The sequence below is a fragment of the Pseudomonadota bacterium genome, from assembly GCA_038533575.1.
GTDB lineage: Bacteria > Pseudomonadota > Alphaproteobacteria > Rhodobacterales > Rhodobacteraceae > Shimia_B.
The window spans coordinates 138,364-164,129 of the sequence record JBCAYL010000001.1 but is presented as its reverse complement, the minus strand read 5'-3'; the positions used below and the strand labels follow the sequence as shown (position 1 = coordinate 164,129).

The 25,766-nt window shown below is 66.1% G+C and carries 28 protein-coding genes; 14 read left to right on the top strand and 14 right to left on the bottom strand.

The genetic code is table 11. The features are described from left to right. The first annotated feature begins 13 nt into the window (after positions 1-13). Positions 14-544: an adenine phosphoribosyltransferase gene (locus AAFM92_00900; protein MEL7298916.1), complete on the top strand. Its 531-nt coding sequence runs from the start codon at positions 14-16 to the stop codon at positions 542-544. 146 nt (positions 545-690) lie between these two features. On the opposite strand, the gene AAFM92_00895 is transcribed toward AAFM92_00900, so the two are convergent. The 11 genes from AAFM92_00895 to coxB all read right to left on the bottom strand — a co-directional run bounded on the left by AAFM92_00895 (position 691) and on the right by coxB (position 10,504). Next, positions 691-2,100, bottom strand: a complete 1,410-nt coding sequence (locus AAFM92_00895; GenBank protein MEL7298915.1) for an FAD-binding oxidoreductase — start codon at positions 2,098-2,100, stop codon at positions 691-693. Between the two features lie 31 nt (positions 2,101-2,131). Continuing rightward, positions 2,132-2,965 (bottom strand): MBL fold metallo-hydrolase, encoded by an 834-nt coding sequence (locus AAFM92_00890; protein MEL7298914.1) that lies wholly within the window; start codon positions 2,963-2,965, stop codon positions 2,132-2,134. A 35-nt stretch (positions 2,966-3,000) separates the two neighbouring features. Continuing rightward, on the bottom strand, positions 3,001-3,588 hold the full coding sequence (locus AAFM92_00885; GenBank protein ID MEL7298913.1) for a GNAT family protein: 588 nt from the start codon (positions 3,586-3,588) through the stop codon (positions 3,001-3,003). Beyond that, on the bottom strand, positions 3,585-4,847 hold the full coding sequence (locus AAFM92_00880; GenBank protein ID MEL7298912.1) for a pitrilysin family protein: 1,263 nt from the start codon (positions 4,845-4,847) through the stop codon (positions 3,585-3,587). The genes AAFM92_00885 and AAFM92_00880 overlap by 4 nt, the downstream gene beginning before the upstream one ends. Then, positions 4,844-6,238 (bottom strand): threonine synthase, encoded by a 1,395-nt coding sequence (thrC, locus tag AAFM92_00875; protein MEL7298911.1) that lies wholly within the window; start codon positions 6,236-6,238, stop codon positions 4,844-4,846. The genes AAFM92_00880 and thrC overlap by 4 nt, the downstream gene beginning before the upstream one ends. A 12-nt stretch (positions 6,239-6,250) precedes the next feature. After that, positions 6,251-6,919 (bottom strand): SURF1 family protein, encoded by a 669-nt coding sequence (locus AAFM92_00870; GenBank protein ID MEL7298910.1) that lies wholly within the window; start codon positions 6,917-6,919, stop codon positions 6,251-6,253. A 118-nt stretch (positions 6,920-7,037) separates the two neighbouring features. Then, complete coding sequence (locus AAFM92_00865; protein MEL7298909.1) at positions 7,038-7,844, bottom strand: cytochrome c oxidase subunit 3; 807 nt, start codon at positions 7,842-7,844, stop codon at positions 7,038-7,040. Positions 7,845-7,870: 26 nt separating this feature from the next. Further along, positions 7,871-8,458, bottom strand: coding sequence for a cytochrome c oxidase assembly protein (locus AAFM92_00860; protein MEL7298908.1), 588 nt, complete (start codon positions 8,456-8,458; stop codon positions 7,871-7,873). Then, the gene (locus tag AAFM92_00855) at positions 8,455-8,646 is read right to left on the bottom strand and encodes a hypothetical protein (GenBank protein ID MEL7298907.1); all 192 of its coding nucleotides are present in this window, start codon (positions 8,644-8,646) and stop codon (positions 8,455-8,457) included. The genes AAFM92_00860 and AAFM92_00855 overlap by 4 nt, the downstream gene beginning before the upstream one ends. Next, positions 8,646-9,605 carry a heme o synthase gene (locus AAFM92_00850; protein ID MEL7298906.1) on the bottom strand — a complete coding sequence of 320 codons (960 nt, stop codon included), beginning with the start codon at positions 9,603-9,605 and terminating at the stop codon, positions 8,646-8,648. The genes AAFM92_00855 and AAFM92_00850 overlap by 1 nt, the downstream gene beginning before the upstream one ends. Next, entirely contained in the window at positions 9,602-10,504 is a 903-nt protein-coding gene (gene coxB / locus AAFM92_00845) for a cytochrome c oxidase subunit II (protein ID MEL7298905.1), read from the bottom strand. Before coxB ends, AAFM92_00850 begins: the two co-directional genes overlap by 4 nt. A gap of 181 nt (positions 10,505-10,685) precedes the next feature. Here coxB and tldD point away from each other — a divergent pair, with 181 nt between their 5' ends. The 9 genes from tldD (at position 10,686) to AAFM92_00800 (ending at position 20,325) form a co-directional block, all read left to right on the top strand. Next, a complete protein-coding gene (tldD, locus tag AAFM92_00840) occupies positions 10,686-12,107 on the top strand; it encodes a metalloprotease TldD (protein MEL7298904.1) in 1,422 nt (473 codons plus the stop codon). Beyond that, a complete protein-coding gene (locus tag AAFM92_00835) occupies positions 12,104-13,009 on the top strand; it encodes a hypothetical protein (protein ID MEL7298903.1) in 906 nt (301 codons plus the stop codon). The genes tldD and AAFM92_00835 overlap by 4 nt, the downstream gene beginning before the upstream one ends. A 44-nt stretch (positions 13,010-13,053) precedes the next feature. After that, complete coding sequence (dprA, locus tag AAFM92_00830; GenBank protein ID MEL7298902.1) at positions 13,054-14,187, top strand: DNA-processing protein DprA; 1,134 nt, start codon at positions 13,054-13,056, stop codon at positions 14,185-14,187. A gap of 92 nt (positions 14,188-14,279) precedes the next feature. Then, positions 14,280-16,964, top strand: coding sequence for a type I DNA topoisomerase (gene topA / locus AAFM92_00825; GenBank protein ID MEL7298901.1), 2,685 nt, complete (start codon positions 14,280-14,282; stop codon positions 16,962-16,964). Beyond that, positions 16,961-17,176: a hypothetical protein gene (locus tag AAFM92_00820; protein MEL7298900.1), complete on the top strand. Its 216-nt coding sequence runs from the start codon at positions 16,961-16,963 to the stop codon at positions 17,174-17,176. The genes topA and AAFM92_00820 overlap by 4 nt, the downstream gene beginning before the upstream one ends. 52 nt (positions 17,177-17,228) lie before the next feature. Beyond that, positions 17,229-18,584 (top strand): potassium transporter TrkG, encoded by a 1,356-nt coding sequence (locus AAFM92_00815; GenBank protein ID MEL7298899.1) that lies wholly within the window; start codon positions 17,229-17,231, stop codon positions 18,582-18,584. 10 nt (positions 18,585-18,594) lie between these two features. Continuing rightward, the gene (locus AAFM92_00810) at positions 18,595-18,909 is read left to right on the top strand and encodes an antibiotic biosynthesis monooxygenase (GenBank protein MEL7298898.1); all 315 of its coding nucleotides are present in this window, start codon (positions 18,595-18,597) and stop codon (positions 18,907-18,909) included. Positions 18,910-18,982: 73 nt separating this feature from the next. Further along, positions 18,983-19,702 (top strand): CoA transferase subunit A, encoded by a 720-nt coding sequence (locus AAFM92_00805; GenBank protein MEL7298897.1) that lies wholly within the window; start codon positions 18,983-18,985, stop codon positions 19,700-19,702. Then, positions 19,702-20,325: a 3-oxoacid CoA-transferase subunit B gene (locus AAFM92_00800; GenBank protein MEL7298896.1), complete on the top strand. Its 624-nt coding sequence runs from the start codon at positions 19,702-19,704 to the stop codon at positions 20,323-20,325. Before AAFM92_00805 ends, AAFM92_00800 begins: the two co-directional genes overlap by 1 nt. Positions 20,326-20,340: 15 nt before the next feature. Here the strand turns inward: AAFM92_00800 and AAFM92_00795 are convergent, their stop codons facing one another. Both AAFM92_00795 and AAFM92_00790 read right to left on the bottom strand, forming a co-directional pair. Next, entirely contained in the window at positions 20,341-20,517 is a 177-nt protein-coding gene (locus AAFM92_00795) for a hypothetical protein (GenBank protein ID MEL7298895.1), read from the bottom strand. A 22-nt stretch (positions 20,518-20,539) separates the two neighbouring features. Then, entirely contained in the window at positions 20,540-20,731 is a 192-nt protein-coding gene (locus tag AAFM92_00790; GenBank protein ID MEL7298894.1) for a hypothetical protein, read from the bottom strand. A gap of 101 nt (positions 20,732-20,832) precedes the next feature. Between AAFM92_00790 and AAFM92_00785 the strand changes: the two genes are divergently transcribed. The 4 genes from AAFM92_00785 to AAFM92_00770 all read left to right on the top strand — a co-directional run bounded on the left by AAFM92_00785 (position 20,833) and on the right by AAFM92_00770 (position 24,302). Then, positions 20,833-21,111: a GNAT family N-acetyltransferase gene (locus tag AAFM92_00785; GenBank protein MEL7298893.1), complete on the top strand. Its 279-nt coding sequence runs from the start codon at positions 20,833-20,835 to the stop codon at positions 21,109-21,111. 236 nt (positions 21,112-21,347) lie between these two features. After that, positions 21,348-22,283, top strand: coding sequence for a lysylphosphatidylglycerol synthase transmembrane domain-containing protein (locus AAFM92_00780; GenBank protein MEL7298892.1), 936 nt, complete (start codon positions 21,348-21,350; stop codon positions 22,281-22,283). Then, positions 22,267-23,565 (top strand): FAD-binding oxidoreductase, encoded by a 1,299-nt coding sequence (locus tag AAFM92_00775; GenBank protein ID MEL7298891.1) that lies wholly within the window; start codon positions 22,267-22,269, stop codon positions 23,563-23,565. The genes AAFM92_00780 and AAFM92_00775 overlap by 17 nt, the downstream gene beginning before the upstream one ends. After that, complete coding sequence (locus AAFM92_00770) at positions 23,562-24,302, top strand: SDR family NAD(P)-dependent oxidoreductase (GenBank protein ID MEL7298890.1); 741 nt, start codon at positions 23,562-23,564, stop codon at positions 24,300-24,302. The genes AAFM92_00775 and AAFM92_00770 overlap by 4 nt, the downstream gene beginning before the upstream one ends. 32 nt (positions 24,303-24,334) lie before the next feature. On the opposite strand, the gene AAFM92_00765 is transcribed toward AAFM92_00770, so the two are convergent. After that, a complete protein-coding gene (locus AAFM92_00765) occupies positions 24,335-25,765 on the bottom strand; it encodes a UbiA family prenyltransferase (protein MEL7298889.1) in 1,431 nt (476 codons plus the stop codon). Position 25,766 lies beyond the last annotated feature (1 nt).

Below are 25,766 nucleotides of genomic sequence, written 5' to 3'. Positions count from 1 at the left end.
TGAGGAGAGACACGTGAAGACCGTCAAAGACTACATCCGCACCATTCCGGACTTCCCCCATGAGGGGATCATGTTCCGCGACGTGACCACGCTCTTCGCCGATGCGCGAGGCTTCCGGATGGCCATCGACCAGCTGCTGCACCCCTATGCCGGCGCCGAGATCGACAAGGTCGTGGGGCTCGAGGCGCGCGGCTTCATCCTCGGCGGCGCGATCGCGCACCAGCTCTCGGTGGGCTTCGTGCCGGTGCGCAAGAAGGGCAAGCTGCCCGGGGCCACGATCGAGCAATCCTACACGCTGGAATACGGCGAGGCGGTGATGGAGCTCCATGACGACGCGCTCGAGGCCGGTGAGCGGGTCCTTCTGGTGGACGATCTGTTGGCCACGGGCGGCACGGCAGAGGCGGGCATCAAGCTCCTTGAGCGGCTCGGCGCGCAGGTGATCGGCTGCGCCTTCGTGATCGACCTGCCGGAGCTCGGCGGTCGGAAAAAGCTCGAAGCGCTCGGGATGGATGTCCATGCGCTGACCGAGTTCGAAGGGGCCTAAGGGTCTTAGGGGTCTTCCGTCGAGAGAGACTAATAGGCGTCCGTGCGCGGATTAATCTCCTTGCTGCGTCTCACGTGCGCCTGATGTGTAATCACGGTATGTGCCTGTCCACTGGCAGGGACACATCCGGCGAGCCGCGCCGTTCGCTAACGCAGCATCACGCCCGGATTGAGGATGCCGTTGGGGTCGAGTGCGCCCTTCACGGCGCGCATCATGTCGAGCAGCGCGGGGTCGCCGTAGCGCTCGAGATCCTCCACCTTCAGCCGCCCCACACCGTGCTCGGCGGCCACCGACCCGCCATGGGCATGGACGAGATCATGCACCGTCCGCTTGATCTCGGCGCGCTGGTTTTCATGGTCCGCGCGGCTTTTTCCGTGCATGGGGAAGACGTTGTAATGCAGGTTTCCGTCGCCCACATGGCCGAAGCAGTTGATGCGGAATTGGCCGATCTTGCCGAGGGCATCCGTGGCCTCGGGGATGAAGGCGGGGATTTCCGACAGCGGCATGGAGATGTCGTGGGAAGAGACCGATCCGATGCGGCGGTTGGCCTCCGGGATGTGCTCGCGCACCGCCCAGATCTCCTGCCGCTGCTGCTCGGATTGCGCGATGACGGCGTCTTCCGTCAGCCCAGCCTCGATCGCGGAGGCGAAGAGGGTCTCAAAGGCTTGCGGGGCTGAAAGGCCCCTCGGCAGGCCAAGATCGATGAGCGCGCACCACTCCGGCGGCGTGTCGAACGGCTGGCGGATTTCAGGGAGCGTCTCAGACAGGAAATCGAAGCCCTGCCGGTGGATAAGCTCGAAGGCGGAGACCGCCTCTCCCACCTGCGCGCGCGTCATCGCCAGAAGCTTCAGCGCCGCCTCGGCCGACGGCAGTGTGAAGATCGCCGTGCCCTGCTCGGCCGCCACGGGGAAGAGCTTGAGCGAGGCCGCGGTGATGATGCCCAGTGTCCCCTCCGAGCCGATCATCAGATTGCGCAGGTCAAAGCCCGCATTGTCTTTCCTTAGGCGCGAGAGCCCGTGCCAGATCGTGCCGTCCGCGCGCACCACTTCCAGCCCGAGGCAGAGATCGCGCGCATTGCCATAGCGCAGCACGCCAGTGCCGCCCGCATTGGTCGCCAGAAGCCCCCCGATCCGCGCCGAGCCCTCGGAAGCGAGCGACAATGGAAAGAGCCGGCCCACGTCGCCTGCCGCGTCCTGAACGTCCTTCAGAATCGCCCCCGCCTCGGCGACGAGCACGTTTTCATCGGCATGGACGGCGCGGATCTTCGTCATGCGTTCGAGGGTCAGAACGACCGGCGCGGGAAGGCTCTCGGCCACCTGTCCGCCGACGAGCCCCGTGCCGCCGCCATATGGGATGACAGGCACGCGTGCGGCATTGGCCTCGCGCAGGATGGTCGAGACATCTTGGACACTCGCAGGCGCGAGTACGAGGCCAGCGGACCCCGCGTAGCGCCCGCGCGGCTCCTCGAAATAGCGCGCTGCCGCCTCACGGAACGTGGCCTCTGGAAGTGCGGCGCGCAGGCGGCTTTCGAATGCGGTGTTAGCTTCGTTCAGCATGGCGGGGGTAAAGCAGATCCGGCCCGACGCGTCACTGCGGCTCGCGCAGGAACTGCGGGCGCAGGACCCGGATCGTGGGCCGGCTCGGCAAGTCGCGGAGCGAGACCGTCACGCTCGTCTCCTCGCTCCGCTCGATGACGAAATCGCCCTCCATCTCCGCAAGAAAACGCTCGAGGTTCTGCGGGGAGAACCAGTGCATCGGCAGCACGAGCGAGGACCGCAGCCGCCCCAGCATCTCCTTCACCTCGCCTGTGCTGAGCGTGAAGCCCCCATCCACCGGGACCATGACCACGTCGAGCCGCCCAAGGGCTGCGTATTGCGCATCGTCAGGGGCGTGGTGGAGATGCCCCACATGGCCGATGCAAAGGCCCTCCACTTCGAAGACGAAGATCGAGTTTGCGTCCTCGTCGACCTCGTCGGACCCGAAGGCGAAGGCCCCGGGCCGGGTGTCGGTGGTGACATTGCGCACGAGCATTTCGCCCACTTCGAGCCGGTGCGCGGCAGGCCGCCCCTCCTGCCACCAGCCTTCGAGCACGTGGGGGATCGCGGGGTCCGGCAGCGCCGTCCAATGCGTGTTGTGAGCGTTGTTCATCGTGACCACGTCGGGCACGAAATCCACCACGCCGATGAAGCCATTGTAATCCGTCACCGCCGAGGGGCCGGAGGCCGATTGGATCAGGAACATCGAGTGATCGATGTAGGAAATCCTGACGCTGAAGGGATCGAGTGCGTCGCGGAAGCTGGCCTTTTGCACGTATTCGAGGCCCGGCGCGGCGTCAGCGATGGCGATGCAGTGGCTGGGCCGCTCGGACTGGGCAAAAGCAGGCGTTGCAAGGAGGGCGAGAAACGGGAGAACAAGGCGCATACCCGAAGAATAGCGCGCCCGGCGAAGTGTCTAGGCTAACCCGCTTCCGTCTTGCCCCGGCGGTCGTGGCGGAGATTGGCGTAGAGCACATGGGTGCGCCAGCGCCCGGCGATCTGCAGGTAGCTCTGGGCCACCCCCTCGTACTTGAAGCCACTCCGCTCCAGGAGCCCGCGCGAGGCCTTGTTTTCCGGCAGGCAAGCCGCCTCGATCCGGCTGAGATCGAGCTCGGTGAAGGCGAAATGCACGAGCGCCGCGATCGCCTCGGACATGTAGCCCTCCCGGGCAAAGGGCTTGCCCACCCAGTAGCCCGTCGTGCCCGCCTGGGCGGGCCCGCGCCGGATATGATCGAGCGTGATCGCCCCCACGAGCCGCAGGTCGCTCCGCCGGATCATGAAGACGGGCACCGCCGTGCCCCCGGAGATGGAGCGATTGGCCCAGTAGACGCGGTTCGTAAAGCTCTTGCGGGTGAGGTGATCGGGCGCCCAGTGCGGCTCCCACGGTGCGAGGAATTCCCGGCTTTCCTCGCGCAGAGCGGACCAGGCGCGGTAGTCGCCATGCATGGGCGGGCGCAGCGTGAGCCGCTCGGTCTCGATCCGGACCTTGCTCGCCCGGTTGAATTTCAAGCAGCGAGCCTTTCCTGCAAGGTCTCGAGCGACGGCACGTTCTTCAGCGGGCCGTAGACGGCCATCGCCATCCGCTTCTCCTCGGCCATCTTGGTGGCGAAGTCGCGGATGTCGCCTGTGGTGACGCTGTCGATGGATTGGATCATCTCGTCGAGCGCGGGCACCCGGCCCCAGATGGCCATCATCCGCGCAAGGCGCTCGGCCCGGGACGAAGGGCTCTCGAGACCCATGAGCATCCCGGCCTTCATCTGTGCGCGGGCGCGGGCCACCTCGGCGGCGGTCATGTCATCGGCCGCGCGCTTGAGCTCGTCCATGGTGATCTCGGCCAGCCCTCCCAGTTGCTCGGCGCTCGTGCCGGCATAAAGCGTGGTCAGGCCGGTATCGGCATAGGCGCCCGCCTGGGCGAAGATCGTATAGCAGAGCCCGCGCTTTTCCCGCACCTCCTGGAAGAGACGCGAGGACATGCCGCCGCCAAAGGCCGTGGAAAAGATCTGCGACGTGTAGATCGCCGGGTCTCGGTAGTCGGGCCCCTCGAAGGCCAGCGTGAAATGCACCTGCTCGAGGCCCTTGTCCACGAACCGGGCACCGCCGCCAAAGCTCGCCTTCTCGATCTCGAGGGGCGCGCGGGCCTCGAGGTGGCCGAAGATCTTTTCAGCCTCCCGCACGATGGCCTCATGATCCACCGCGCCCGCGGCGGCGAGGATCATCTGGCCCGGCGCGTAGTGCTCGCGCACGAAGGTGCTGAGATCGGACCGTTCGAACGCGCGCACACGTTCGGAGGGGCCGAGGATGGTGCGCCCGATGGGCTGGTTTGGATAGGCCTCCTCCTGGAGCCAGTCGAAGATCACATCGTCAGGCGTGTCGAGCGCCTGCCCGATCTCCTGCAGGATCACGCCGCGTTCCACCTCGATCTCGCGATTATCGAAGACCGGATTGAGCACGATGTCGGAGATCACGTCGAGCGCCAGCGGCACGTCGTTTTCCAGGACGCGGGCGTAATAGGCCGTCGTCTCCCGGCTCGTATAGGCGTTGATGTAGCCGCCCACATCCTCGATGGCCTCGGCGATCTGGAGCGCGGTGCGCCGTTCCGTGCCCTTGAAGGCCATGTGCTCGAGGAAATGAGCGATACCGTTCTGCTCGGCGCGCTCGTGGCGCCCGCCCGCATTCACCCAGACGCCGATGGACGCGCTCTTGAGGCCCTCCATGTGCTCGGTGACGATGCGAAAGCCGTTGGGCAGGGTGTGGGTCTCAAGGGTCAAGCGCGGCGGTCCCTGATGAGTGTTTCCAGTGCGGTGAGGTCATTCTCGGCCTCGGTCACCCGCTCGGGCCGGTCATACAGGTCGGCCATGCGCGGGGGCAAGGGGGGGCGAAAACCGGTGGCGGCCTCCACGGCGTCCGGGAATTTCGCCGGGTGGGCCGTGGCGAGCGTGACCATGGGTCCACCGTCAAAGTCGGCGCCCAGTTGCTCCTCGGCCACCTTCACGCCCACCGCGGAATGGGGGCAGAGCAGCTCGCCCATCGTGTCCCGCGCCAGCGTGATCGTGGCCGCCGTTTCGTGCTCGTCGGAGCGTCCTGACGAAAAATGATCCCGCAGCCCTTCGAGGGCACCTTGCGAGATGTGGAAGCCGCCGCCTTTCAGCTCGGCCATGAGCTGCGCCACGGCGGCACCGTCCCGGTCATATGCATCAAAGAGCGCCCGCTCGAAATTGGAAGACACCTGGATATCCATCGACGGCGTGATCGTCGGGTGCACCTCGCCTGTGACGTAATCGCCCGTCGAGAGCGCCCGGTGGAGGATATCGTTGCGATTGGTGGCCACCACGAGACGCTTGATCGGGAGCCCCATGCGCTTGGCGATGTAGCCTGCGAAGATATCCCCGAAATTGCCGGTGGGGACGGTAAAGCTCACCTCGCGGTCCGGCGCGCCGAGCGCGGTCGCGGCGGTGAAATAGTAGACGACCTGCGCCAACACCCGCGCCCAGTTGATCGAGTTGACGCCCGCCAGCCGCACCTCGTCGCGGAAGGCGAAGTCGTTGAACATGTCCTTCAGCTTGGCCTGGCAATCGTCGAACGTGCCGTGGAGCGCGAGCGCGTGGACATTGGCCTCCGTGGGCGTCGTCATCTGCCGGCGCTGCACCTCGCTCACGCGTCCATGGGGGTAGAGGATGAAGACATCGGCCGCGTCGAGCCCGCGGAAGGCCTCGATGGCGGCAGAGCCGGTATCCCCGCTGGTCGCGCCCACGATCGTCACCTTCTCTCCTCGCCGAGAGAGCGCGATCTGGAAGAGCTGCCCGATAAGCTGCATGGCGAAATCCTTGAACGCCAGCGTAGGCCCGTGGAAGAGCTCCAGGAGGTGGTGGTTGGGCCCGAGCTGCACCAGGGGCGCGCGGGCAGCATGCCCGAAGCCCGCATAGGCGCGGTCGATCGCGCCGCGGAATTCGTCGTCTGAAAAGCTCTCGCCCACGAAAGGCCGCATCACGCGGTAGGCCACCTCCTCGTAGGGGAGGCCCGCCAGCGCGGCGATGTCGGGCTTGGACATCTGCGGGATTTTGGCGGGCACGTAGAGCCCCCCGTCGCGGGCCAGCCCGGTGAGCATGGCCTCCTCGAAGGTGAGCTCCGGCGCGTTGCCGCGGGTAGAGATGTAGCGCATGGGTGTCGGGCCTCAGGCAGTCTTGCGGCGTCCGCGGTAGAGGAAAAGCCCGCTCATTCCAACCCATACGGCAGCCATGCCGAACCATGTGACAGCATAGCCCAGGTGGTCGTTGGGGATACCGCTCGTATCGACGGGAAAGGGCCGCACGCCCTCGAGTGGCGGGGTCACGGATTGCGCGATGATGAGCACGGGCTCGGTGCCGAGCGCCGCGGCCATCTCGCCCACGTCGCGAGCAAACCAGATCCCAGCCGCGCGGTCGCGCTCGGGCGTGAAGCCGTCCACCTCGTCCGGCCAGTGCAGGTTGCCGGCCACCATGCGTGCCCCGCCCGGGCGGTGCGTGTCCTTGGCTTCGGTCGCGATGATCCCGAGATCGACCATCACCCGCCGCTCGCCGGTCTCCAGCGCCCGGATCACGCGGTACCCTGCCCCGAAGCCCTTTGCAGAAACGAGCACGTGCAGCTCCTCCTCCCCGAGGACGCCGGAGGACGCCACGGCGCGGTAGCGGTCTGTCTCGGGCACGGGCGCGGCTGGCAAGGCCACCGGGTCAGCCGCGATGCTCGCCTCGATCTCCGCAAGCACGCCCTCTTTCCAGGCCAGGCGCTCGACCTGCCACAGGCCGAGCCAGAGCAGCACGGCCGTTCCGCCGAGCCCGATGACTGCCAAGAAGATACTGCGCATCGCACGCTCCCAAAGGAAAAGGGGTGAGCCGGACCCACCCCTTCTTTGTGCCCCGTACCTCCCCCGGAGGGCCGCCGGAGGCACGCATTCTCTCAAGACTTCGATGGACGGGCTGAGGTCACGAGCCCCAGATGTAGATCGCCGCGAAGAGGAAGAGCCACACGACGTCGACAAAGTGCCAGTACCAGGCCGCCGCCTCGAACCCCATGTGGTTCTCTGGTGAGAAATGCCCCGCCCGCACCCGCAGGTAGCACACGAAGAGGAAGATCGTCCCGATCACCACGTGGATGCCGTGAAACATCGTCGGCAGGATGAAGTTCGAGCAGTAGACCTCGCAGCCCTTGCCGAACCCGAAGGAGGCATGGGTGTACTCATAGACCTGGAAGACCGTGAAGAGGAGCCCGAGGCCCACGGCGATGAGGAGCCCGTCCTTGATGTCCTTGCGCACGTTGCCGTGCACGAGCGCATGGTGCGCCCAGGTGGCCGCGCAGCCCGAGCAGAGCAGGATCAGCGTGTTGATGAGCGGCAGGTGCCAGGGGTCGAAGGTCTCGATGCCCACGGGCGGCCAGACGCCATCGACGGCGGGCGACAGTGGGCCCATCGGGTAGAGCGCGTTCTTGAAGAAGCCCCAGAACCATGCCGCGAAGAACATGATCTCGGACATGATGAACATGATGAAGCCGTAACGCAGCCCGATGAGGACCACCGGCGTGTGATCACCCACGTGGTTTTCGGCCACGGTCTCTGCCCACCACGCGTACATGGTGTAGAGCACGGCCACGAGGCCCATGAGGAACATCCAGGGCCCGCTGCCATGCATCCACAGCACCGCGCCGAAGAGCATGACAAAGGCACCCACCCCGCCAACGAAGGGCCAGATGGAGGGCGGCAGGATGTGATAGTCGTGGTTTTTTGCGTGGGCCATGTTTCCGTCCCTGGCTGGATCAGCCGTTAGTTGAGCGACGTTGCGCCTTGGTCATTGATCTCGAGCGCCGCCTGCTCCGCGTCCTCGGGCAGGTCGATCTCGTAGAAAGTGTAGCTGAGAGTGATCGTGTGAATGTACTGACCTTCGCGGTCATCCACGATCTCCGGGTCGACGTAGTAGGTCACCGGCATCATCACGGTCTCGCCGGGCATGAGCACCTGCTCTTCGAAGCAGAAGCAGTCGATCTTCGAAAAGAAGCCACCCGCCTGATAGGGCGTCACGTTGTAGGAAGCGGTGCCGGCGATGGGCCGGTTCGTGGGGTTATGCGCCTCGTAAAAGGCCAGCCCCGTCTCGCCGATCCGGATCTTCGTCGTGCGCACTTCGGGCTCGAAGGACCATGGCATGCCGGCCTCGGTGGAGGCATCGAAGCGGATCGTGATCTCCTGGTCGAGGATCTCGTCGGAGGCCACTTCGCTCACGCCCGTGGCGCCGCCAAAGCCCGTCACACGGCAGAACCAGTCGTAGAAGGGTACGGATGCATAGGCGAGGCCCAGCATCATGGCCGCCACGCCCGCGAGCTTCAGCGCCGTCTTTGCGGGATGCGCGGTGTTCATGAGCCGTCCACCGGAAGGAGTTCGGGCCGCAGCACGTGGTCAAAGCCCTGGCTGGCCCCGTTTTCCTGGATCTTCACCGCGGTGAGCGCGAAGAGAAGAACGATGAAGCCCACGAGGCAGGCGGCCACGCCGATGTTGCGGCTGCGGCGCTTGACGTGGACGTCGCTGGTGACGTGTTCGAAAGACATCAGAAGAACCCTCCCCAGGCTCCTTGGGGCAGCACGGCTTCGACCCAGATCGCTCCGAAATGGAGGAAGAGGTAAAGAAGCGAGAATCGGAAGAACGCCTTTTCCACCCGGAAGTTGTCAGCCTCCGCATCCGCCTCGTCGCGGCGCCAGATGCGCACGGCATCCCGCAGGAAGATCGCGTTGGCGATGACGGCTACCGCGAGGTAGACCGGCCCGCCGATGCCCGTGAAGGCCGCGACAATTGCGAGGACAGCAAGGAGGATCGTGTAGGCCAGGATATGCTGGCGCGTGGCGCGCCGCCCATGGGTCACCGTGAGCATCGGGACGCCCGCATCGTCGTAGTCAGAGCGCATGAAGAGGGCCAGCGCCCAGAAATGCGGCGGTGTCCACATGAAGATGAGCGCAAACATCAGCACCGCTTCCACGGAGACAGAGCCCGTCACAGCCACCCATCCGATCATCGGGGGGAAAGCCCCGGCCGCGCCACCGATCACGATGTTCTGCGGCGTGGAGCGCTTGAGCCACATGGAATAGACCACGGCGTAAAAGAAGATGGTGAACGCCAGGAGCGCGCCGGCCAGCCAGTTCGTCGTCAGCCAGAGCATCATGACACTGAGGAGCGACAGGCCCAGCCCGAGATGGAGCGCATCGCGCGGCGTCACGCGGCCCGAGGGGATCGGGCGCTTGGCGGTGCGGGTCATGACCCCGTCGATGTCGGCGTCCCACCACATGTTGAGCGCGCCCGAGGCGCCTGCCCCGATGGCGATGAAGAGGAGCGCCGCGAAGGCTTCTACCGGATGAAGGCCCGCAGAGGGCGCCGCGAGGATGCCCACCAGCGCCGTGAAGACGACCAGCGACATGACGCGGGGCTTCAGCAGCGCGAAATAGTCGCCAAAGGTCGGCTCGTAGTCCGGCGCGCCCGGTTCGGTCGTCGCGATATGGAGCGATGTGTCGGTCATTCGGCGGCGGCAACTTTCACGCTGGGCAGGGTCGTGGGATCACCGGCATATTCGTCGATCGCGCCCGCGAGCCACGCATTGTAGGCCTCTTCGCTCACGACTTTCACGGTGATGGGCATGTAGGCGTGGGCGAAGCCGCAAAGCTCCGAACACTGCCCGAAATAGACTCCCTCCTGCTCGGCCTTGAACCAGAGCTCGGCCAGGCGCCCCGGGACCGCGTCCTGCTTCACGCCGAAGGCAGGGATCGTCCAGGAGTGGATGACGTCGGCACCGGTGACCTGCATGACCACGGTCTTGTCCACGGGGACAACGACCGCGGTATCGGTGGCCAGGAGGAACTCGTCCTCACTGTATCCCGCGGCGAGGAGCTCGGCGCGCACGTCGTCGGTCAGCTTATATTCGCCCGTACCGATCATGTAGCTGTCGAACTGGAAGTCGTGGTCGACGTATTCGTAGCCCCAGTACCACTGGTAGCCTGTGACCTTGATGGTCACGTCGGCCTCGGGGATGACCTGCTGCTTGAAGAGCACGGGCAGCGAGAAGGCCCCGATGAACACTAGGATGAAGACCGGCACCACCGTCCATGCCACCTCGAGCGTGGAGTGGTGGGTGAACGTGGCGGGCGTTTTGTTCTTGCGCTGATTGAACGCGTAAACGCAGTAGGCCAGCAGCCCCGTCACGAAGACCGAAATGAACGTGATGATTATAAGGATCATCGAGTCGAGCCAGACGATGTCGCGTGCAAGCTCGGTGGCCGACGGCTGGAAGCCCGTGCCGGCTTGAACGGGCTTGCCGATGGTCTCGAGCCCGTCGAGTGCACTTTGTGCCGTGGCTGCGGTCCCGGCCAGCAAGCTGGACAGGGCGAGCGCGGCGGCGACGATCTTTGATTTTGGTGCCATGGTGGTCCTCGTGGCGCACGTACCCCGGGTTGGGCTTTTTGTGCGCGATGGTATTCCGTTGCCAGTCGAGCGCTTCAAACCATATGTCGGGGTGACCTCGCAATGCGCGGTAGGACGCAGGACCCGCGTCAAAACCGCGCTTACACGCTTGCCTTGCCCCAGCGTCACACTAGGAGCCGCCATGTCCCATGCCCCATTTCGCCCGTTCGAGACCCATCTCTCCGAGGCGGGCGCACTGACCCAGCTGAAGGCCGCGACCGATGGCGCTGATGACGGCGAGCTTTTCCTAGAGCGCCGTCGCTCGGAGACGCTCGTCTTCGATGACGGGCGACTGCGGACGTCGAATTACAACGCTGCAGAGGGCTTCGGCCTGCGTGCCGTGCGCGGCGAGACGGCGGGCTATGCCCATGCCTCCGAGATCTCCGAGGCCGCCATCTCACGGGCTTCCGCCACCGCACGCCTCGCCGTGGGAGACGGCGGCGGCACGCTCGCGGAGGCGCCGCAGCACACCAATACCAAGCTTTACGCGGACACCGATCCCATGGCCGATGCCGAATTTCCGGTGAAAGTGGACACGCTCCGCGAGATCGATGCCTATGCCCGCGGGCTGGACGCCCGGGTGGTGCAGGTCTCGGCGTCGCTGTCGGCCTCCCTGCAGGAGGTCGAGATCCTCCGCCCCGATGGCGCGCGCTTCGCCGATATCCGCCCGATGGCGCGCCTCAACGTGTCGATTATCGTGGATGGGGACGGCCGGCGCGAGAGCGGGACCTCCGGCGCGGGCGGGCGGTTTGGGCTCACGGGGCTTCTGGAGCCCACGCATTGGAAAAGCGCGGTGGACGAGGCCCTCCGCATCGCCCTCGTCAATCTGCGCGCCGAGGCGGCCCCCGCCGGTGTGATGGACGTGGTCCTCGGCTCCGGCTGGCCCGGCATCCTCCTCCACGAGGCCGTCGGCCACGGGCTCGAAGGCGATTTCAACCGCAAGGGCACGTCGGCCTTCGCGGGCCTCATGGGCCAAGAGGTGGCGGCCAAGGGTGTCACCGTGCTCGATGACGGCACCATGCCCGACCGCCGCGGCTCTATCACCTTCGACGACGAAGGCACGCCCAGCGCAAAGAACGTGCTGATCGAGGACGGCGTGCTCGTGAGCTACATGCAGGACCGCCAGAACGCGCGCCTCATGGGCGTGGCACCCACGGGCAATGGCCGCCGCGAAAGCTATGCCCATATCCCCATGCCGCGCATGACCAACACCTACATGCTCGCCGGAGACGCGGACCCCGCCTCCATGGTCGCCGACCTGAAGGACGGCATATACGCCGTGGGCTTCGGCGGCGGACAGGTGGATATCACCAATGGCAAGTTCGTCTTCTCCTGCACCGAGGCCTACCGCGTAAAAAACGGCCAGGTGGGCGCGCCGGTGAAAGGCGCCACGCTCATCGGCGACGGGGCCACCGCTCTCAAGCATATCCGCGGCATCGGCAATGACTTCGCCCTCGATCCCGGTATCGGCAATTGCGGCAAGGCGGGCCAGTGGGTGCCGGTGGGCGTGGGCCAGCCCTCTCTCATGATCGGCGGGCTCACCGTCGGTGGCAGCCAGGTGTGAGGCTTCTCGCGCTCTGGGTGGCGACCGCCGGGGCGCTTCTCGGCTGGTCCGAGTACGTTTTCGTCAACGAGGGGCCAGCACAGGCCGCGCTCGCGCCCGGCTGGCCCGGGCAGGTTCTTGCCATGTGGGGCTTTTATCTCATCCCCGCCGCGGCCTTCCTCGCGCTCGCGCGGCTTCGGACGCTGACGCATTGGTGGCAGGCGGTGCTCGCCGGCGGCATCGTCGGCTGGGTCACCGAGGGTGTCGTGGTCCCTGCCGTCTACGAGGGCCCGCCGGTCTCCTTCGTCTGGACCTCGCTGGCCTGGCACGCGCCCGTGGATGTCATGCTGGGCCTCTGGCTCCTGCCGCGCCTCCTGCGGACGGACAGGCCCGGTTGGGCCCTTCCCGCGCTCCTTTTGCCCGCCGGGCTCGCAGCGGGGACATGGGCTCTTTGGACCACGGGGGACAGCGCCGAGGCGCTCAACATGACCCTCGGCGAGTTCGCGCGGCTTTGCCTCATCTACACGCCCCTCGTTGCCCTCGGCGCGCTTGCATGGGCGGCCTGGGAGCGCGACGTCGCGCGCCTTCCCGCCTGGGCGGCCTGGGGCGCCCTTGCGGCCTGCGCCGCGATTGGCGTCGTCCAGGGCCTGGCATTTCCTGTCTTTCTTGCGGCGCTTGCTGTTCTTGTCGCGCTGGTGTTGTGGCTCTTCCTGCGCCCGGCCGCAGGACCGCGCGACCATACCGCCGCGGCGCCCGTGCGGGCGCTCTGGTTCGGAGGATTCGGCATCTCGAGCATCGTGGCTTACGCTTTGTGGGGCGGAGCCGAGGCTGCCATGGATCAAGAAATACTCATACTTGCCGCGTTTTCTTCAGGCACTCTTATCTTTTTGGCCGCGTGCTGGCGTGGGTTTACTTTGCGTTAACCCAAATCCCGTAGCTCTGAAGATGCAAGTTGGCGGAGCCAGGGATGAAACCACAGGAATTTTCTTCCGCTCACCCCCCAATCCCACCCATCTCGGAAGAAGATGCTCTGATCTGTCTCCGCCTCTTGCGCTCCCACCGTGTGGGACCGGCGACCTTCCACAGATTGCTCAAGGAAAACGGGTCTCCCGCAGCGGCCTTTGCCGCGCTGCCTGAGGTCGCGCGCGCCGCCGGAATCGAGGACTACGAGCCCTGCCCCGAAGGTGTCGCGCGCGCGGAGATGGCGCGGGCCGCGAAGGCGGGCGCGCGTGCCCTCTGGCATGGTCAGGCGGGCTATCCGAGGCTTTTGGCGGAGGTCCCGGACGCGCCGCCGCTTCTCTGGGCCCGCGGGCCACTCTATCCTGATGCTGCGCAGCCGGTGGGCCTCGTCGGCGCGCGCAATGCCTCCTCGCTGGGTACACGGACCGCCCGCAGGCTCAGCGCGGATCTGGGCGCTGCGGGCCTCTGCATCGTCTCGGGCCTTGCGCGCGGCGTGGACGCGCAAGCACACAGCGCCGCCCTCGACACGGGCACCATCGCCGTCGTCGCTGGCGGGATCGACGTGCCCTACCCCGCCGAAAACACGCAGCTTTTGGGCGAGATCGCCGAGCGTGGCCTCGTTGTCTCGGAGATGCCCTTCGGCACGCAGCCGCAGGCAAGGCACTTCCCCCGGCGCAATCGCATCATCGCGGGCATTGCGCGCGCGCTCATCGTCGTGGAAGCCGCAGCCCGCTCCGGATCACTCATCACCGCAGAGATCGCGCTCGATTACGGGCGAGAAGTCATGGCCGTGCCCGGTCATCCCTTCGATGCCCGCGCCGGAGGTTGCCTGCGACTGCTGCGCGACGGGGCCACGCTCGTCCGCCATGCCGCCGACGTTCTCGACGCGCTCGAGGTCCCGTCTGTCGCCCCGCGCCTCCCGCTCGAGCCCCCGCCAGCGCCGAAACGCCCGCTGCGTGAGACGGCAGCCATCCACGCGCGGCTCCTCGCAGAACTCGGACCCTCCCCCCTCGCCGAGGATCAGCTCATCCGCACGGTCGCCGCCGCGCCCGCGGCGATCTCCTCCGCTCTGCTGGAGCTGGAAATGGAGGGCCAGATCGAGCGGCAAACGGGCGGGCTTCTCGCGCTGAAATCGAGCTGAGACGCGCCCCCGCAGCAGATGGTCGATTGACAATCCCCGCGCCCTAACCATGTTCCGCTCACCGTAGTTCGCAGTAGGAAAGCGCCTCCCGCATGGCCGTTGTCGTCGTTGAGTCCCCCGCTAAGGCCAAGACAATCAACAAGTATTTGGGAAAGGACTTCACCGTCCTTGCCTCCTACGGCCACGTGCGCGACCTGCCCCCGAAAGACGGGTCCGTGGATCCGGAGAACGGGTTTGAGATGCTTTGGGAGGTCGCGAGCGACTCGAAAAAGCACGTCAAAGCCATCGCCGATGCCCTTGCCGAGGACGGTGAGCTCATCCTCGCGACCGACCCCGATCGCGAAGGCGAGGCGATCTCCTGGCACCTCGAGGAGGCGCTGCGCAAACGCCGCGCGCTAAAGAAGGACACGCCCGTCAAACGCGTCGTCTTCAACGCCATCACCGAGCGGGCCGTGACCGAGGCCATGAAGCAGCCGCGCGAAGTCGACATGGAGCTCGTGGAGGCCTACCTCGCGCGCCGCGCGCTCGACTACCTCGTGGGCTTCAAGCTCTCGCCCGTCCTGTGGCGCCGCCTTCCCGGCGCGAAGTCAGCGGGCCGCGTGCAATCCGTCTGCCTGCGCCTCATCGTCGAGCGCGAGATGGAGATCGAGGCCTTCCGCCCCGTGGAGTACTGGGGCGTGCGCGCGCAGCTCGAGACGCCGCGCGGCCAGAGCTACGAGGCGCGCCTCGTCACCCTGGGCGGCAAGAAGCTCGAACGCTTCGACATCGAGAATCGCGCCGCCGCCGAGCTTGCCGTGCAGGCCGTCACCTCGCGCAAGCTCTCGGTGACGCAGGTCGAGGCGAAGCCCACCAGCCGCAACCCTGCCCCACCCTTCATGACCTCCACGCTCCAGCAAGAGGCCTCCCGCAAGTTCGGCTACGGCGCGCGGCAGACGATGAACCTCGCCCAGCGCCTCTACGAAGCGGGCTACATCACCTACATGCGGACCGACGGTATCGACATGGCGCCCGAGGCCGTGGCCGATGCCCGGAATGCCATCAAGGATCGCTACGGTGCGAGCTACGTCCCCGAGAAGGCGCGCACCTACAAGAACAAGGCCAAGAACGCGCAGGAGGCCCATGAATGCGTGCGCCCCACGGAGATGTCGCGCGCTCCAGATGAGCTCCGCGTCACCGACGAGGACCAGCGCAAGCTCTACGATCTCATCTGGAAGCGGACGCTGGCCTCCCAGATGGCGGGCGCGCGGATGGAACGGACCACCGTGACCGTGGGCAGCGCTGACGGCCAGGTGGAATTGCGCGCCACCGGCCAGGTCGTGATCTTCGACGGTTTCCTCAAGGTCTACGAAGAAGGCCGCGACGACGTCGAGGACGAGGACGACAAGCGCCTGCCACAGATCGCGGAGGGGGATGCCGCCCCGATCAAGGGCTCCTACCGCGAGGCATTCGAGAAGGCGGAGAAGGAGGATGACGGCGTTGTCGACGATGCCTCCGACGGCATGTTGCTGACGAAATCCGCTGTCATGAGCGCCGATGAGGGCGTTCTCGCCTCCCAGAGCTTCACACAGCCCCCGCCGCGCTACACCGAGGCCACGCTCGTCAAGCGCATGGAAGAGCTCGGCATCGGGCGCCCCTCCACCTACGCCTCCATCGTCACCACGATCCAGGACCGCGAATATGTCCGCAAGGACAAGGGCCGCCTCTTTCCCGAGGATAAAGGCCGCCTCGTCACGGCCTTCCTGACGAACTTCTTCCGCCGCTACGTGGATTACGATTTCACCGGCTCGCTCGAGGAAGAGCTCGACGACGTCTCCGCGGGCTCCCGCGAGTGGAAAGACGTGCTCGACCGCTTCTGGAAGGACTTTTCGCTCGCCATCGGCGAGGCCATGGATCAGTCGATCACTGAGGTGCTCGAGAAGATCAACGAAGAGCTCGCGCCGCACATCTTCCCGCCGCTGCCCGGTGGCGGCGACCCGCGGCTTTGCCCGAATTGCGGGGAAGGCCGGCTCTCCATGCGCACGGCGCGGTCAGGCGGTGCCTTCATCGGCTGTTCGAATTATCCCGAATGCCGCTACACGCGGCCCTTTGGCCCTCCGCAATCGGAGGAGGAGGCCGCCGCTTCCATCCCGCCGGAGGGCAAGCTTCTGGGCCACGATGCAGGCGATGAGATCCGCGTCTTCAAGGGCCGCTTCGGCCCCTACGTGCAGCGCGGCGAGCAAAACGGAGACGAGAAACCACCGCGGCAGGGGGTGCCGAAGGGCTGGTCGCCAGAGGGGCTCACGCTGGAGGAGGCGCTCAAGCTTCTCAGCCTCCCCCGCCTCATCGGCCCTCATCCCGAGGACGGCGTGCCGATCTGGGCCAATATCGGCCGCTACGGGCCCTATCTGAAATACGCCGAGTCCATCTCCGACCGCGGCGGCGTGAACGCCAACCTCGAGACGATCGACGATGTCTGGGAGATCGGCATGAACCGTGCTGTCGAGGTCATCGCCTCGAAGCCAAAGCGGGGCAAACGCGGGCAGGCCGCTACACCCGTGCGCGAGCTGGGCGAGCACCCGGAGGCGGGCGGGCCGATCAATGTCTTCAAGGGCAAGTACGGGCCTTACGTGAAGTGGGAAAAGATCAACGCCACCATCCCCGACACGGTGGAGATCGACGACCTGACCGTGGCACAGGCGGTGGACCTCATCGCCGAACGCGCCGCGAAATCGGGCAAGAAGGTCACCAAGAAGAAGGCCCCCGCGAAGAAGAAGCCCGCAGCGAAGAAGAAAGCATGATCGTAAAGTACGCGCGCCGTTTCGCCCTCATCGGATTCGTCCTCGGTCTCATCGTGGGCGCGATCCGGCTCTTCTCCCTCAGGCCGAACGCGCTCAACGACCTTGGCGGATCGGCTGGGGCCATTCTCGGCTCGGCGGTAGGATGGGCGTTGGTGGCCGCGGTGATCGGCATTGTCTATGGCGCGCTGGGGGCGCTCTTCCGCAAGGGCTAGGGGAACCGGACAGGGCGCACGGCGTTTACCGTGCGTCTCTTGAGGGCTTCCCATGGAAACCACAGACACGATGTGGAAACGCGCCATCGCGGGCGCGCGGATCGGGCTTCTTCGATCGCATCCGGCCAAGCTCCTGCTTTTTGGCTATGTCTCCTACATCCTGCTCGGTTGGGCCCTCCTCGCCCTGCCGCCCATGCAGGCGCAGGCAGTCTCCGCGCTCGACGCGCTTTTCATCGCGACATCCGCCGTCTCCACCACCGGGCTCGTGACCGTCGATCCTGGCACGAGCTTCACGCTGGCCGGCGAGATCGTCATCCTCCTCCTCATCCAGCTCGGCGGGCTGGGCTACATGACTATCGGCTCCTTTGCTGTCCTGGCCGTGCAGAACAGGCTTTCGGGCGTGCGGGAGAAGACGGCGCGCGCGGCCTTCAATCTGCCCGAGGATATTTCCGCCCGGCTTTTCTTGCGCTCGGTCATCCTCTTCACGCTCGTGGTGGAGGTGATCGGTGCGGCAGTCCTATTCCCGATGTTCGCCGCCCAAGGCGTGGAAGACCCGCTCTGGGCCGCGATCTTCCACGCGGTCTCGGCCTTCTGCACGGCGGGCTTTTCGCTCTTTGCCACCTCGCTCGAAGCGTTTCGCGACCATGCCGGCATAAGCCTCGTGATCTCGGCGCTCTCGCTTCTAGGGGCCATGGGCTTTCTCATCGTGGTTGATGGCTGGCGGATGCTCATCGGGCGGGCGAATCATCTGGGATTTTATTCCAAGGTGATCCTGCGGGTGACCTTCTGGTTCCTCGTGGCGGGCACGGCTTTCATCTTCGTGGCCGAGCCCACGCTGCGCGACCTGCCGCAGACGGAGAGGCTCCTTGCCGCGTTCTTCCAGACGATGACGGCGACGACGACGGTGGGTTTCAACACGCATCCCATCGGTCCGCTCTCGCTCGGCGTGATCCTCATCATCACCTTCCTGATGGTCTTCGGCGCCTCTCCCGCGGGCACGGGCGGCGGCCTCAAGAGCACCTGCTTTGCCGCGCTCGTGGGGCTCGTGAAGAGCACGCTCAAGGGCCGCGACTGCGTCCGCTTCGCCAAGCGCCGGGTCCCGAATGACAAGCTCCAGACCGCCACGGCCTCCTTCGCGTTCTATTTCGGGATGCTGACGGTCGCGCTCGTGGCGCTCTCGCTCACGGAGGTGGGGCAACCTCTTGAGCCGCTGCTCTTCGAGGCCGCCTCGGCCATGGGGACGGTGGGGCTCTCCATGGGCCTCACAGGCGAGCTGAGCGATCTCGGCAAGCTCATCATCATCGTCTTGATGACGGCGGGGCGGATCGGGATCCTCTCCTTCGGGATCGCCCTTGCCACCCATGATGAGAGCCGGGAAGAAGAGGACGATAACAATCTCGTGCTCTGAGGAGAGGCCCATGTATATCGCCATGAACAGATTTCGCGTGATCGAGGGCTCCGAGGCGGAGTTCGAGGAGGTCTGGCTCAACCGCGACAGCTTCCTCAGGAACGAGCCCGGCTTCGTGGAATTCCACATGCTGCGCGGGCCGTCGAAAGACGGGATCACGCTCTACGCCTCGCATACCGTCTGGGCAGATGAAGAGGCATTCCTGAACTGGACGCGCTCCGAAAGCTTCCGCGCGGCACACAAGGGCGCCGGAAGCCGCAAGGCGCTCTACGACGGCCCGCCCGCCTTCGAGGGCTTCACGGCGATCCAGGAGATCAAAGCCTGATTGTGCAGGCGCAGCGAATTGACTCTCCCCGGCCTCGCTTGCAGGCTGCCGCCACACCTCGAAGGGACTATTCATGAAGAAAATCTACGGGTCCGCGGCGGAGGCTCTGGACGGGCTTTTGTTTGACGGAATGTTCATCGCAGCGGGCGGTTTCGGCCTGTGTGGAATCCCGGAGCTCCTGCTCGGCGCCATCAAGGAGGCGGGCACGAAGGACCTCACCTTCGCCTCAAACAACGCGGGCGTGGACGATTTCGGCATCGGGATCCTCCTCCAGACGCGGCAGGTGAAGAAGATGATCTCCTCCTACGTGGGCGAGAATGCCACCTTCATGGAACAGTACCTCTCGGGCGAGCTCGAGCTCGAGTTCAACCCGCAGGGCACGCTGGCCGAGCGGATGCGCGCGGCCGGCTGCGGCATCCCGGGCTTCTACACCAAAACGGGTGTGGGCACTGTCATCGCTGAGGGCAAGGAGCACAAAGACTTCCCCAATCGCGACGGCGAGATGGAAACCCACATCATGGAAACCGGGCTCTTCGCGGACCTCTCCATCGTGAAGGCCTGGAAGGCTGACGAAACGGGCAATGCCGTCTTCCGCAAGACCGCGCGGAACTTCAATCCGCCCGCGGCCATGTGCGGCAAGGTCTGCATCATGGAGGTCGAGGAGATCGTGCCGACTGGATCGCTCGATCCCGATGCGATCCACCTGCCCGGCATCTACGTGAACCGCCTGATCCAGGGCACCCACGAGAAGCGCATCGAACAGCGCACCACGCGTGCGAAGGAGGCCGTCTAATGCCCTGGGATCGCAATCAGATGGCCGCACGGGCCGCCGAAGAGCTCGAAGACGGGATGTACGTCAATCTCGGGATCGGCATCCCGACGCTCGTGGCGAATTACGTGGGCGACAAGGACATCACGCTCCAATCCGAGAACGGGATGCTCGGGATGGGCCCCTTCCCCTTCGAGGGAGAGGAGGACCCGGACCTCATCAACGCAGGCAAGCAGACGATCACGGAGCTGCGCCGCACGGCTTATTTCGACAGCGCGACGTCCTTCGGCATGATCCGGGGCGGCAAGATCGCCGCCGCGATCCTCGGCGCCATGGAGGTGGCCGAGAACGGCGATCTGGCGAATTGGATGATCCCCGGCAAGCTCGTGAAAGGCATGGGCGGGGCCATGGACCTCGTTGCTGGCGTGGGCCGCGTCATCGTCGTCATGGATCACCAGAACAAGGCCGGTGTCTCCAAGGTGCTGAAGGAATGCACCCTGCCGCTCACGGGCGCGGGCGTGGTCGACCGCATCATCACCAATCTCGGCGTGCTCGATGTGGTGGAGGGTGGTCTAAAGATCGTGGAGCTGGCCGAGGGCGTCTCGGAAGACGAGCTGCGCACGGCCACGGAGGCGACGATCCTCTGATCGTCGCGACGACGCTCACTGCCTGAGCGTGATGGGATTGTTGGGGTCATCGGGCACATCGCCCGAGGCCTCAGCATAGTAATGGTAGGCCGTGAAAAGCGCGGCAGCGAAGACGGCCAACACCGCGATGCCCCCGAGCGCACCGAAATTGCGCGACGCAGTCTGATCGGTCTCGCTGTCAGCTGAGGCCATGGTCTTCTCCTTCTGGAGCGGATTAACGGTCGGCGCGCTGTTCGGTTCCCGGCGGGATGTGCGCGCCCGACGTGAGCTCCGGCTTGGCCAAGAGCGAGGTCGTCGAAAGCATGAGGATGCACGAAAAGAGAGTCACCACGACGAGGCCCGTCATGATGAGGAGCGGCCAGCGGTGCCGCGCGACATGCGCGGCGAAGGTCTCGTCTGCTTCCAAGGCTGGTCTCCTCGCTTGCGCGGACATGCGCCGAACCCTACGTGGGGTGCCAGAGGCTAGCGCCTTCTGGCGGCGCGACCACCCGAGCGGAGTAAAGCCCCATGATCACGGAAGAAATTGACGGCAAGAAAGGGCGCTACGTCCTGCGCACGGAGGAAGGCGAGGCGGAGATGACCTTCTCCATCGCCTCGGAAGCGCTGCGCATCGTCGATCATACGGGCGTCCCCGATACCATGCGCGGCACGGGCGCCGGGCGCGCGCTCGTGGAGCATCTCGTGGCCGACGCCCGGGACAAGGGCTTCAAGGTGGTGCCGCTCTGCCCCTTCGTGAATGCCGAGCGCCGCAAACACTCCGATTGGGCGGACGTGTTCCAGGTCTAGCCCGCGGCCCCGGCCAAGGCACGCGCCTTGCATGACCTCTCCCGAGGCGCGCAAAACCAGTTTCCTCTGGCATCGTCGCGGGCGGAAAGTGCTTCAGCGCGTCACGGCTTATTGTTTCGACTTTCGGCACAACTCCACAATCTTGCCCCAATTAAGGGCTACCGGCGGAGGCAATGACAATGAGCAGTACCGACATGGCAGGCCGTCGCCGCAAGGCGTGGATTGACAAAGCATTGATGGCCGCCCTCCTCGGGATGGTGGTGCTCGGGCTCGTCGGGCTGGCCTCGGCCACCGGATGGGATGCGACGCTCTCCCAGCTGGCAAAGCTCTCGCTGCAGGCCGTCCTCTTTCTCTTGCTCCTGAGCGTCGGCAACTACGCCATGCGCGCCGTGCGTTGGGATCTCTTCGCGCGAGAGCTGGGCGTGCCCACTTCCCTCGGCACAAACGTCCGGCACTATTTCGGCGGCTTTGCCATGACGGTCACGCCGGGCCGCGTGGGGGAGCTCATCCGCATGCGCTGGCTCAAGGCAGAGGCCGACTGGAGCTTTGAGCGCACCGCGCCCCTCGCGCTGGTGGACCGCGCCGCGGATCTCGCGGCGATGGGCGCCATGCTCGCCGTGGCGGTTGCGCTTTCGACCATGGGCACGGGTCTCGCGCTCTCCATCGCCCTCGCCTCCGTTTGCGCAGCCATCATCGCCACGCGGCCCTCGCTCCTCTCCGCGCTCGTGAGCGGTGCCTACCGTCTGACGGGCCGCTTCCCGCGGCTCATGGCCCGCGTGCGCAGCTCCGCGCGCTCCATCGCCGTCTTTTCGACGTCCCGCGTCATCCTTCTCGCCGGCATCCTTTCGGTGCTGGGATGGCTCGCGGAGGGCTGGGCCTTCCACCTGCTCCTTGTCTGGATGGGCGCGCCGCTCCCATTCTGGACGGCGGTCTCCATCTTCCTTTTCGCGACCCTTGCAGGCGGCCTCACCGGCGCGCCGGGCGGGATCGGCGGCGCCGAGGCCGCCATGGTCGCTCTCCTCACGCTCGAAGACGTGCCCCTCGATGTCGCCGTGGCCGCCACGGCCGTGATCCGGCTGACCACGCTCTGGTTTGCCATCGGCATCGGCGTGCTCGTCTTCCCCTTGGCCGAACGAAAGGCACAGAAAGCTCGCGATGGTCTGGCGCACTGACACTTATACAGGCTGGGGCCGCGCCCTCAGCGCCACGGGCGAACTCGCCCGTCCTGAGCGCCGCAGCGCGCTCCTTTCTCTCGAAGCTGCCCCCGCCATCGGAAACCGTCGTTCCTACGGCGATGCCTGCCTCAACGATGCGGGCCGCGTCATCGATCTCTCGCGCCTCGACCGCATCCTCGATTTCGACCCGCTCACCGGGCTCCTTCACGTCGAGGCCGGCGCGACCATGGCCGATCTCGTACGGACCTTCGCACCCCGCGGCTGGCTCCTGCCAGTCATGCCGGGCACGGGCTTTGCCACAGTGGGCGGCGCGATCGCGATGGACGTCCACGGCAAGAACCACCACCACGCGGGCAGCTTCGGCGCCCATGTGACGGAGATCGAGCTGCGGCAGGGCGAGACGGTCACGTCGATCACGCCAGGCAGCGCGGTCTTCAACGCCACCGTGGGTGGCCTCGGGCAAACCGGGGTCATTCTCTCCGCGCGCATTCAGCTCTCCGCCATCGATGGCGGTGTGATGCGCGTCAGCGAGCGCCGCATGAGCGGCTGGGACGAGTTCATCGCCGAGCTCGACGGCTCCTCCGCGTCCTATTGCGTGGGCTGGATCGATGCGACCGCGCGAGGAAGCGCGCTTGGCCGTGGTATTCTGGAGGAGGCGGAGGTCGCCGAAGGCAGCCCGCCCAAGGCCGGGAAACCACGGTCCGTCCCCATCAACGCGCCGGGCTTTGCCCTCTCATCCCCGGTCGTGCGCGCATTCAATGCCGCCTATTTCCGCCGGGTGCCGCCCACGGGGCGCACCGTGAGACGCCGCTTCGAGGATTTCTTCTTTCCGCTCGACCGCATTCACGACTGGAACAGGCTCTACGGCAAGGCGGGCTTTCACCAGTTTCAATGCGTTGTCCCGCTCGCCGAGGTCGGTGCCTTGCGCGGAATGCTCGAGACCGTGGCCCGCTCCGGCCGCGCCTCGCCTTTGGCCGTGCTCAAACGGCTGGGTCCGGGTGGAACGGGCCTCATGTCCTTTCCCACGGAAGGCTACACGCTGGCGGTCGATATTCCGGCCAAGGGCCGCGCGGGGGCACTTTTGACAGAGCTCGAGGCCGCGACGCTCGAGGCCGGTGGCCGCATATACCTCGCCAAGGACGCGGTCGCGGCACCTGCCAGCATCCATGCCATGTATCCCGGGCGGGAGACCTGGGCGCAGGAAGCCGCCACGGCAGATCCGGAGGGCGCCCTCCTCACCGACCTCGTGCGAAGGCTCGAATTGAGGAGCGCGCCATGACGCAAGACACCTGGCTCATCCTCGGGGCCACATCTTCCATGGCCCGCGCGCTCACCCGCGCCCTTGCCGACCAAGGGGCGGGCCTGATCCTCGCCGGTCGCGATATGGCCGATATGGAAGCCACGGCTGCAGACGCCGTGGCCCGCGGTGCCCGCATGGCAAAGCCGATGACCTTCGATGCGCGGAACCCGGCGACCTTTCCAGCCCTGATCGACGCCATGACCGCCGAGGAGGGCATGCTCAACGCCGCCGTCTTCGTAGGCTCCATGCCACCACAGAGCGCCATCGACGCCGACCCCGCGCTCATCGATGGCACGGTGATCGACAGCTTCAGCGGCCCCGCACGGCTCCTCCAGATGCTGGCCCCGGAGATCGAGGACAGGGGCGGCGGCACAGTCGTGGGCGTGGGCTCCGTGGCCGGAGACCGGGGCCGCGTGGGCAATTACGTCTACGGCGCGGCCAAGGCAGGCTTTCACACCTATCTGAGCGGCCTGCGCAACCGCCTCACCCGCGCGGGCGGGCACGTCGTGACGGTGAAGCCCGGCTTCGTCGATACCGCCATGACCTGGAACGTGGAGGGCATGTTTCTCGTGGCCCCGCCGGAGAAGGTCGCGACCGATATCCTGAAGGCCGTGGAGAAGAAGCGGAACGTGATCTATACGCCCGGGTTCTGGTTCATCATCATGACCATCATCCGCCTCGTCCCCGAGCCCATCTTCAAGAAGCTCTCCATCTAGGCGCTGCGGTGCCTTGCCTGGGTCGGCGCGGCTCAGAGGCCGAACCAGGTGCTCCAGAGGCCCGCGGCGTAGAACATCAGCGAGAGCGTGATGAGGAGGATCCCCACGCCCATCTTGTCCCGCAGGGCGAAGACGATGGGATCGTAATCCTGCTTGCCACCATAGCCCAGCACGACCATGCGCAGGAGCCAGGCGGCCATCGGCACCATGGCGATCCAGAGGATCCAGCGCGTGGGATAAAGCGCAAGCGCCTGATCGCTGAAGGTATAGAGGAAGAAGACGACAAGCGCGCCCACTGAACCGAGGGCCGAGACGTTGAGCAGGTCTCCACGATCAGGCCGGCCATAGCCGCGCCCGGGGAGACGCTCGTCCGAGGTCGCCAGGGTGAGCTCGGTGAGACGCTTCACGCAGCCCAGCGTGATGAAGATCGGAAAGATGAAGATCAGCATCATCGCCGAAGCCTCCACCTGCGTGGCCGCGGCCCCCGCCACGACGCGCAGCGTGTAGAGCGCCGCCAGCGTCGCGATATCGACCCATCGAAGGCGCTTGAGCGTGAGCGAATAGGCGAGCGACAGCGCCATGTAGAGCGCCACGACGCCAAAGAAGGCCGCGCCAAGATAGAGCCCGAGGCCGAGCGCGACGAGGATCAGGGCCGCCGAGGTGGCCATGCCGACGGAAATGGGGACCTTACCCGAGGCAAAGGGGCGCTTGCATTTCTTCACGTGGAGGCGGTCCGCCTCGAGATCGAGAAGATCGTTAACGATGTAGATCGCGCTGGCCGCCGCCGAGAAGGCCGCGATGCCCAGGAGCGCGAGGAGGAGCGTCGAGAGCCCGAATTCATGCGCGGCGATCATGGGCAGGAGGAGAAGGACGTTCTTCACCCACTGGTGGGGCCTCAGAGCGCGCAGGAGGTCCCGTGGAGACCAACCTCCCGCGATCGGGGTCAAAGGGTGACCCTGCCCCGCGAGGCGCTTACGCGCGCCTCCCGGGTCGCCTACGACGATGGCCGCCTGCGCGCGCTCCCAGACCGGACGGTCCGCGGTGCTGTCCCCGGCGTAGATGTAGCCTGAGCCGCCGCTCGCCTCCTCGAGCGCTGCCGCCTTGGCCACGCCCTTCAGGTTGCGCCCGGGCTCGGAGCCCAGCGCCGCGTCAAACCCGTGGATCTGCGCCAATTCCTGCACAAGCCGAGCATCAGATGCGGAGGCGAGCGCCACGTCGTGTCCCTCGGCGCGGGCATCGGCGGCGATCTCGGCGATCTCTTCGCGCACCGGCATGAGGTCGAGCCGGAGCGTGGCGATCTCCGCCAGTGCCGCCTTCAGCGCGGCCGGGTCCCGTCCATGGCTAAACACGGCGCCGAGGGTCGCGAGCGGCGCCTGCCCGAGCCCAGCCCAGAAGCTCTCGAAGAGCAGGTCGGTCTTCAGGAACGTCCCATCGACATCGAGAAAGAGCGGTGCCTTTGCCACG

Coding starts and splice junctions, on each gene's coding strand:
- AAFM92_00895 (MEL7298915.1), bottom strand. CDS start 2,100: ATGCTGAACGAAGCTAACACCGCATTCGAAAGCCGCCTGCGCGCCGCA.
- AAFM92_00890 (MEL7298914.1), bottom strand. CDS start 2,965: ATGCGCCTTGTTCTCCCGTTTCTCGCCCTCCTTGCAACGCCTGCTTTT.
- thrC (MEL7298911.1), bottom strand. CDS start 6,238: ATGCGCTACATCTCTACCCGCGGCAACGCGCCGGAGCTCACCTTCGAG.
- AAFM92_00870 (MEL7298910.1), bottom strand. CDS start 6,919: ATGCGCAGTATCTTCTTGGCAGTCATCGGGCTCGGCGGAACGGCCGTG.
- AAFM92_00865 (MEL7298909.1), bottom strand. CDS start 7,844: ATGGCCCACGCAAAAAACCACGACTATCACATCCTGCCGCCCTCCATC.
- AAFM92_00860 (MEL7298908.1), bottom strand. CDS start 8,458: ATGAACACCGCGCATCCCGCAAAGACGGCGCTGAAGCTCGCGGGCGTG.
- AAFM92_00855 (MEL7298907.1), bottom strand. CDS start 8,646: ATGTCTTTCGAACACGTCACCAGCGACGTCCACGTCAAGCGCCGCAGC.
- AAFM92_00850 (MEL7298906.1), bottom strand. CDS start 9,605: ATGACCGACACATCGCTCCATATCGCGACGACCGAACCGGGCGCGCCG.
- coxB (MEL7298905.1), bottom strand. CDS start 10,504: ATGGCACCAAAATCAAAGATCGTCGCCGCCGCGCTCGCCCTGTCCAGC.
- tldD (MEL7298904.1), top strand. CDS start 10,686: ATGTCCCATGCCCCATTTCGCCCGTTCGAGACCCATCTCTCCGAGGCG.
- dprA (MEL7298902.1), top strand. CDS start 13,054: ATGAAACCACAGGAATTTTCTTCCGCTCACCCCCCAATCCCACCCATC.
- topA (MEL7298901.1), top strand. CDS start 14,280: ATGGCCGTTGTCGTCGTTGAGTCCCCCGCTAAGGCCAAGACAATCAAC.
- AAFM92_00820 (MEL7298900.1), top strand. CDS start 16,961: ATGATCGTAAAGTACGCGCGCCGTTTCGCCCTCATCGGATTCGTCCTC.
- AAFM92_00815 (MEL7298899.1), top strand. CDS start 17,229: ATGGAAACCACAGACACGATGTGGAAACGCGCCATCGCGGGCGCGCGG.
- AAFM92_00810 (MEL7298898.1), top strand. CDS start 18,595: ATGTATATCGCCATGAACAGATTTCGCGTGATCGAGGGCTCCGAGGCG.
- AAFM92_00805 (MEL7298897.1), top strand. CDS start 18,983: ATGAAGAAAATCTACGGGTCCGCGGCGGAGGCTCTGGACGGGCTTTTG.
- AAFM92_00800 (MEL7298896.1), top strand. CDS start 19,702: ATGCCCTGGGATCGCAATCAGATGGCCGCACGGGCCGCCGAAGAGCTC.
- AAFM92_00795 (MEL7298895.1), bottom strand. CDS start 20,517: ATGGCCTCAGCTGACAGCGAGACCGATCAGACTGCGTCGCGCAATTTC.
- AAFM92_00785 (MEL7298893.1), top strand. CDS start 20,833: ATGATCACGGAAGAAATTGACGGCAAGAAAGGGCGCTACGTCCTGCGC.
- AAFM92_00780 (MEL7298892.1), top strand. CDS start 21,348: ATGGCCGCCCTCCTCGGGATGGTGGTGCTCGGGCTCGTCGGGCTGGCC.
- AAFM92_00775 (MEL7298891.1), top strand. CDS start 22,267: ATGGTCTGGCGCACTGACACTTATACAGGCTGGGGCCGCGCCCTCAGC.
- AAFM92_00770 (MEL7298890.1), top strand. CDS start 23,562: ATGACGCAAGACACCTGGCTCATCCTCGGGGCCACATCTTCCATGGCC.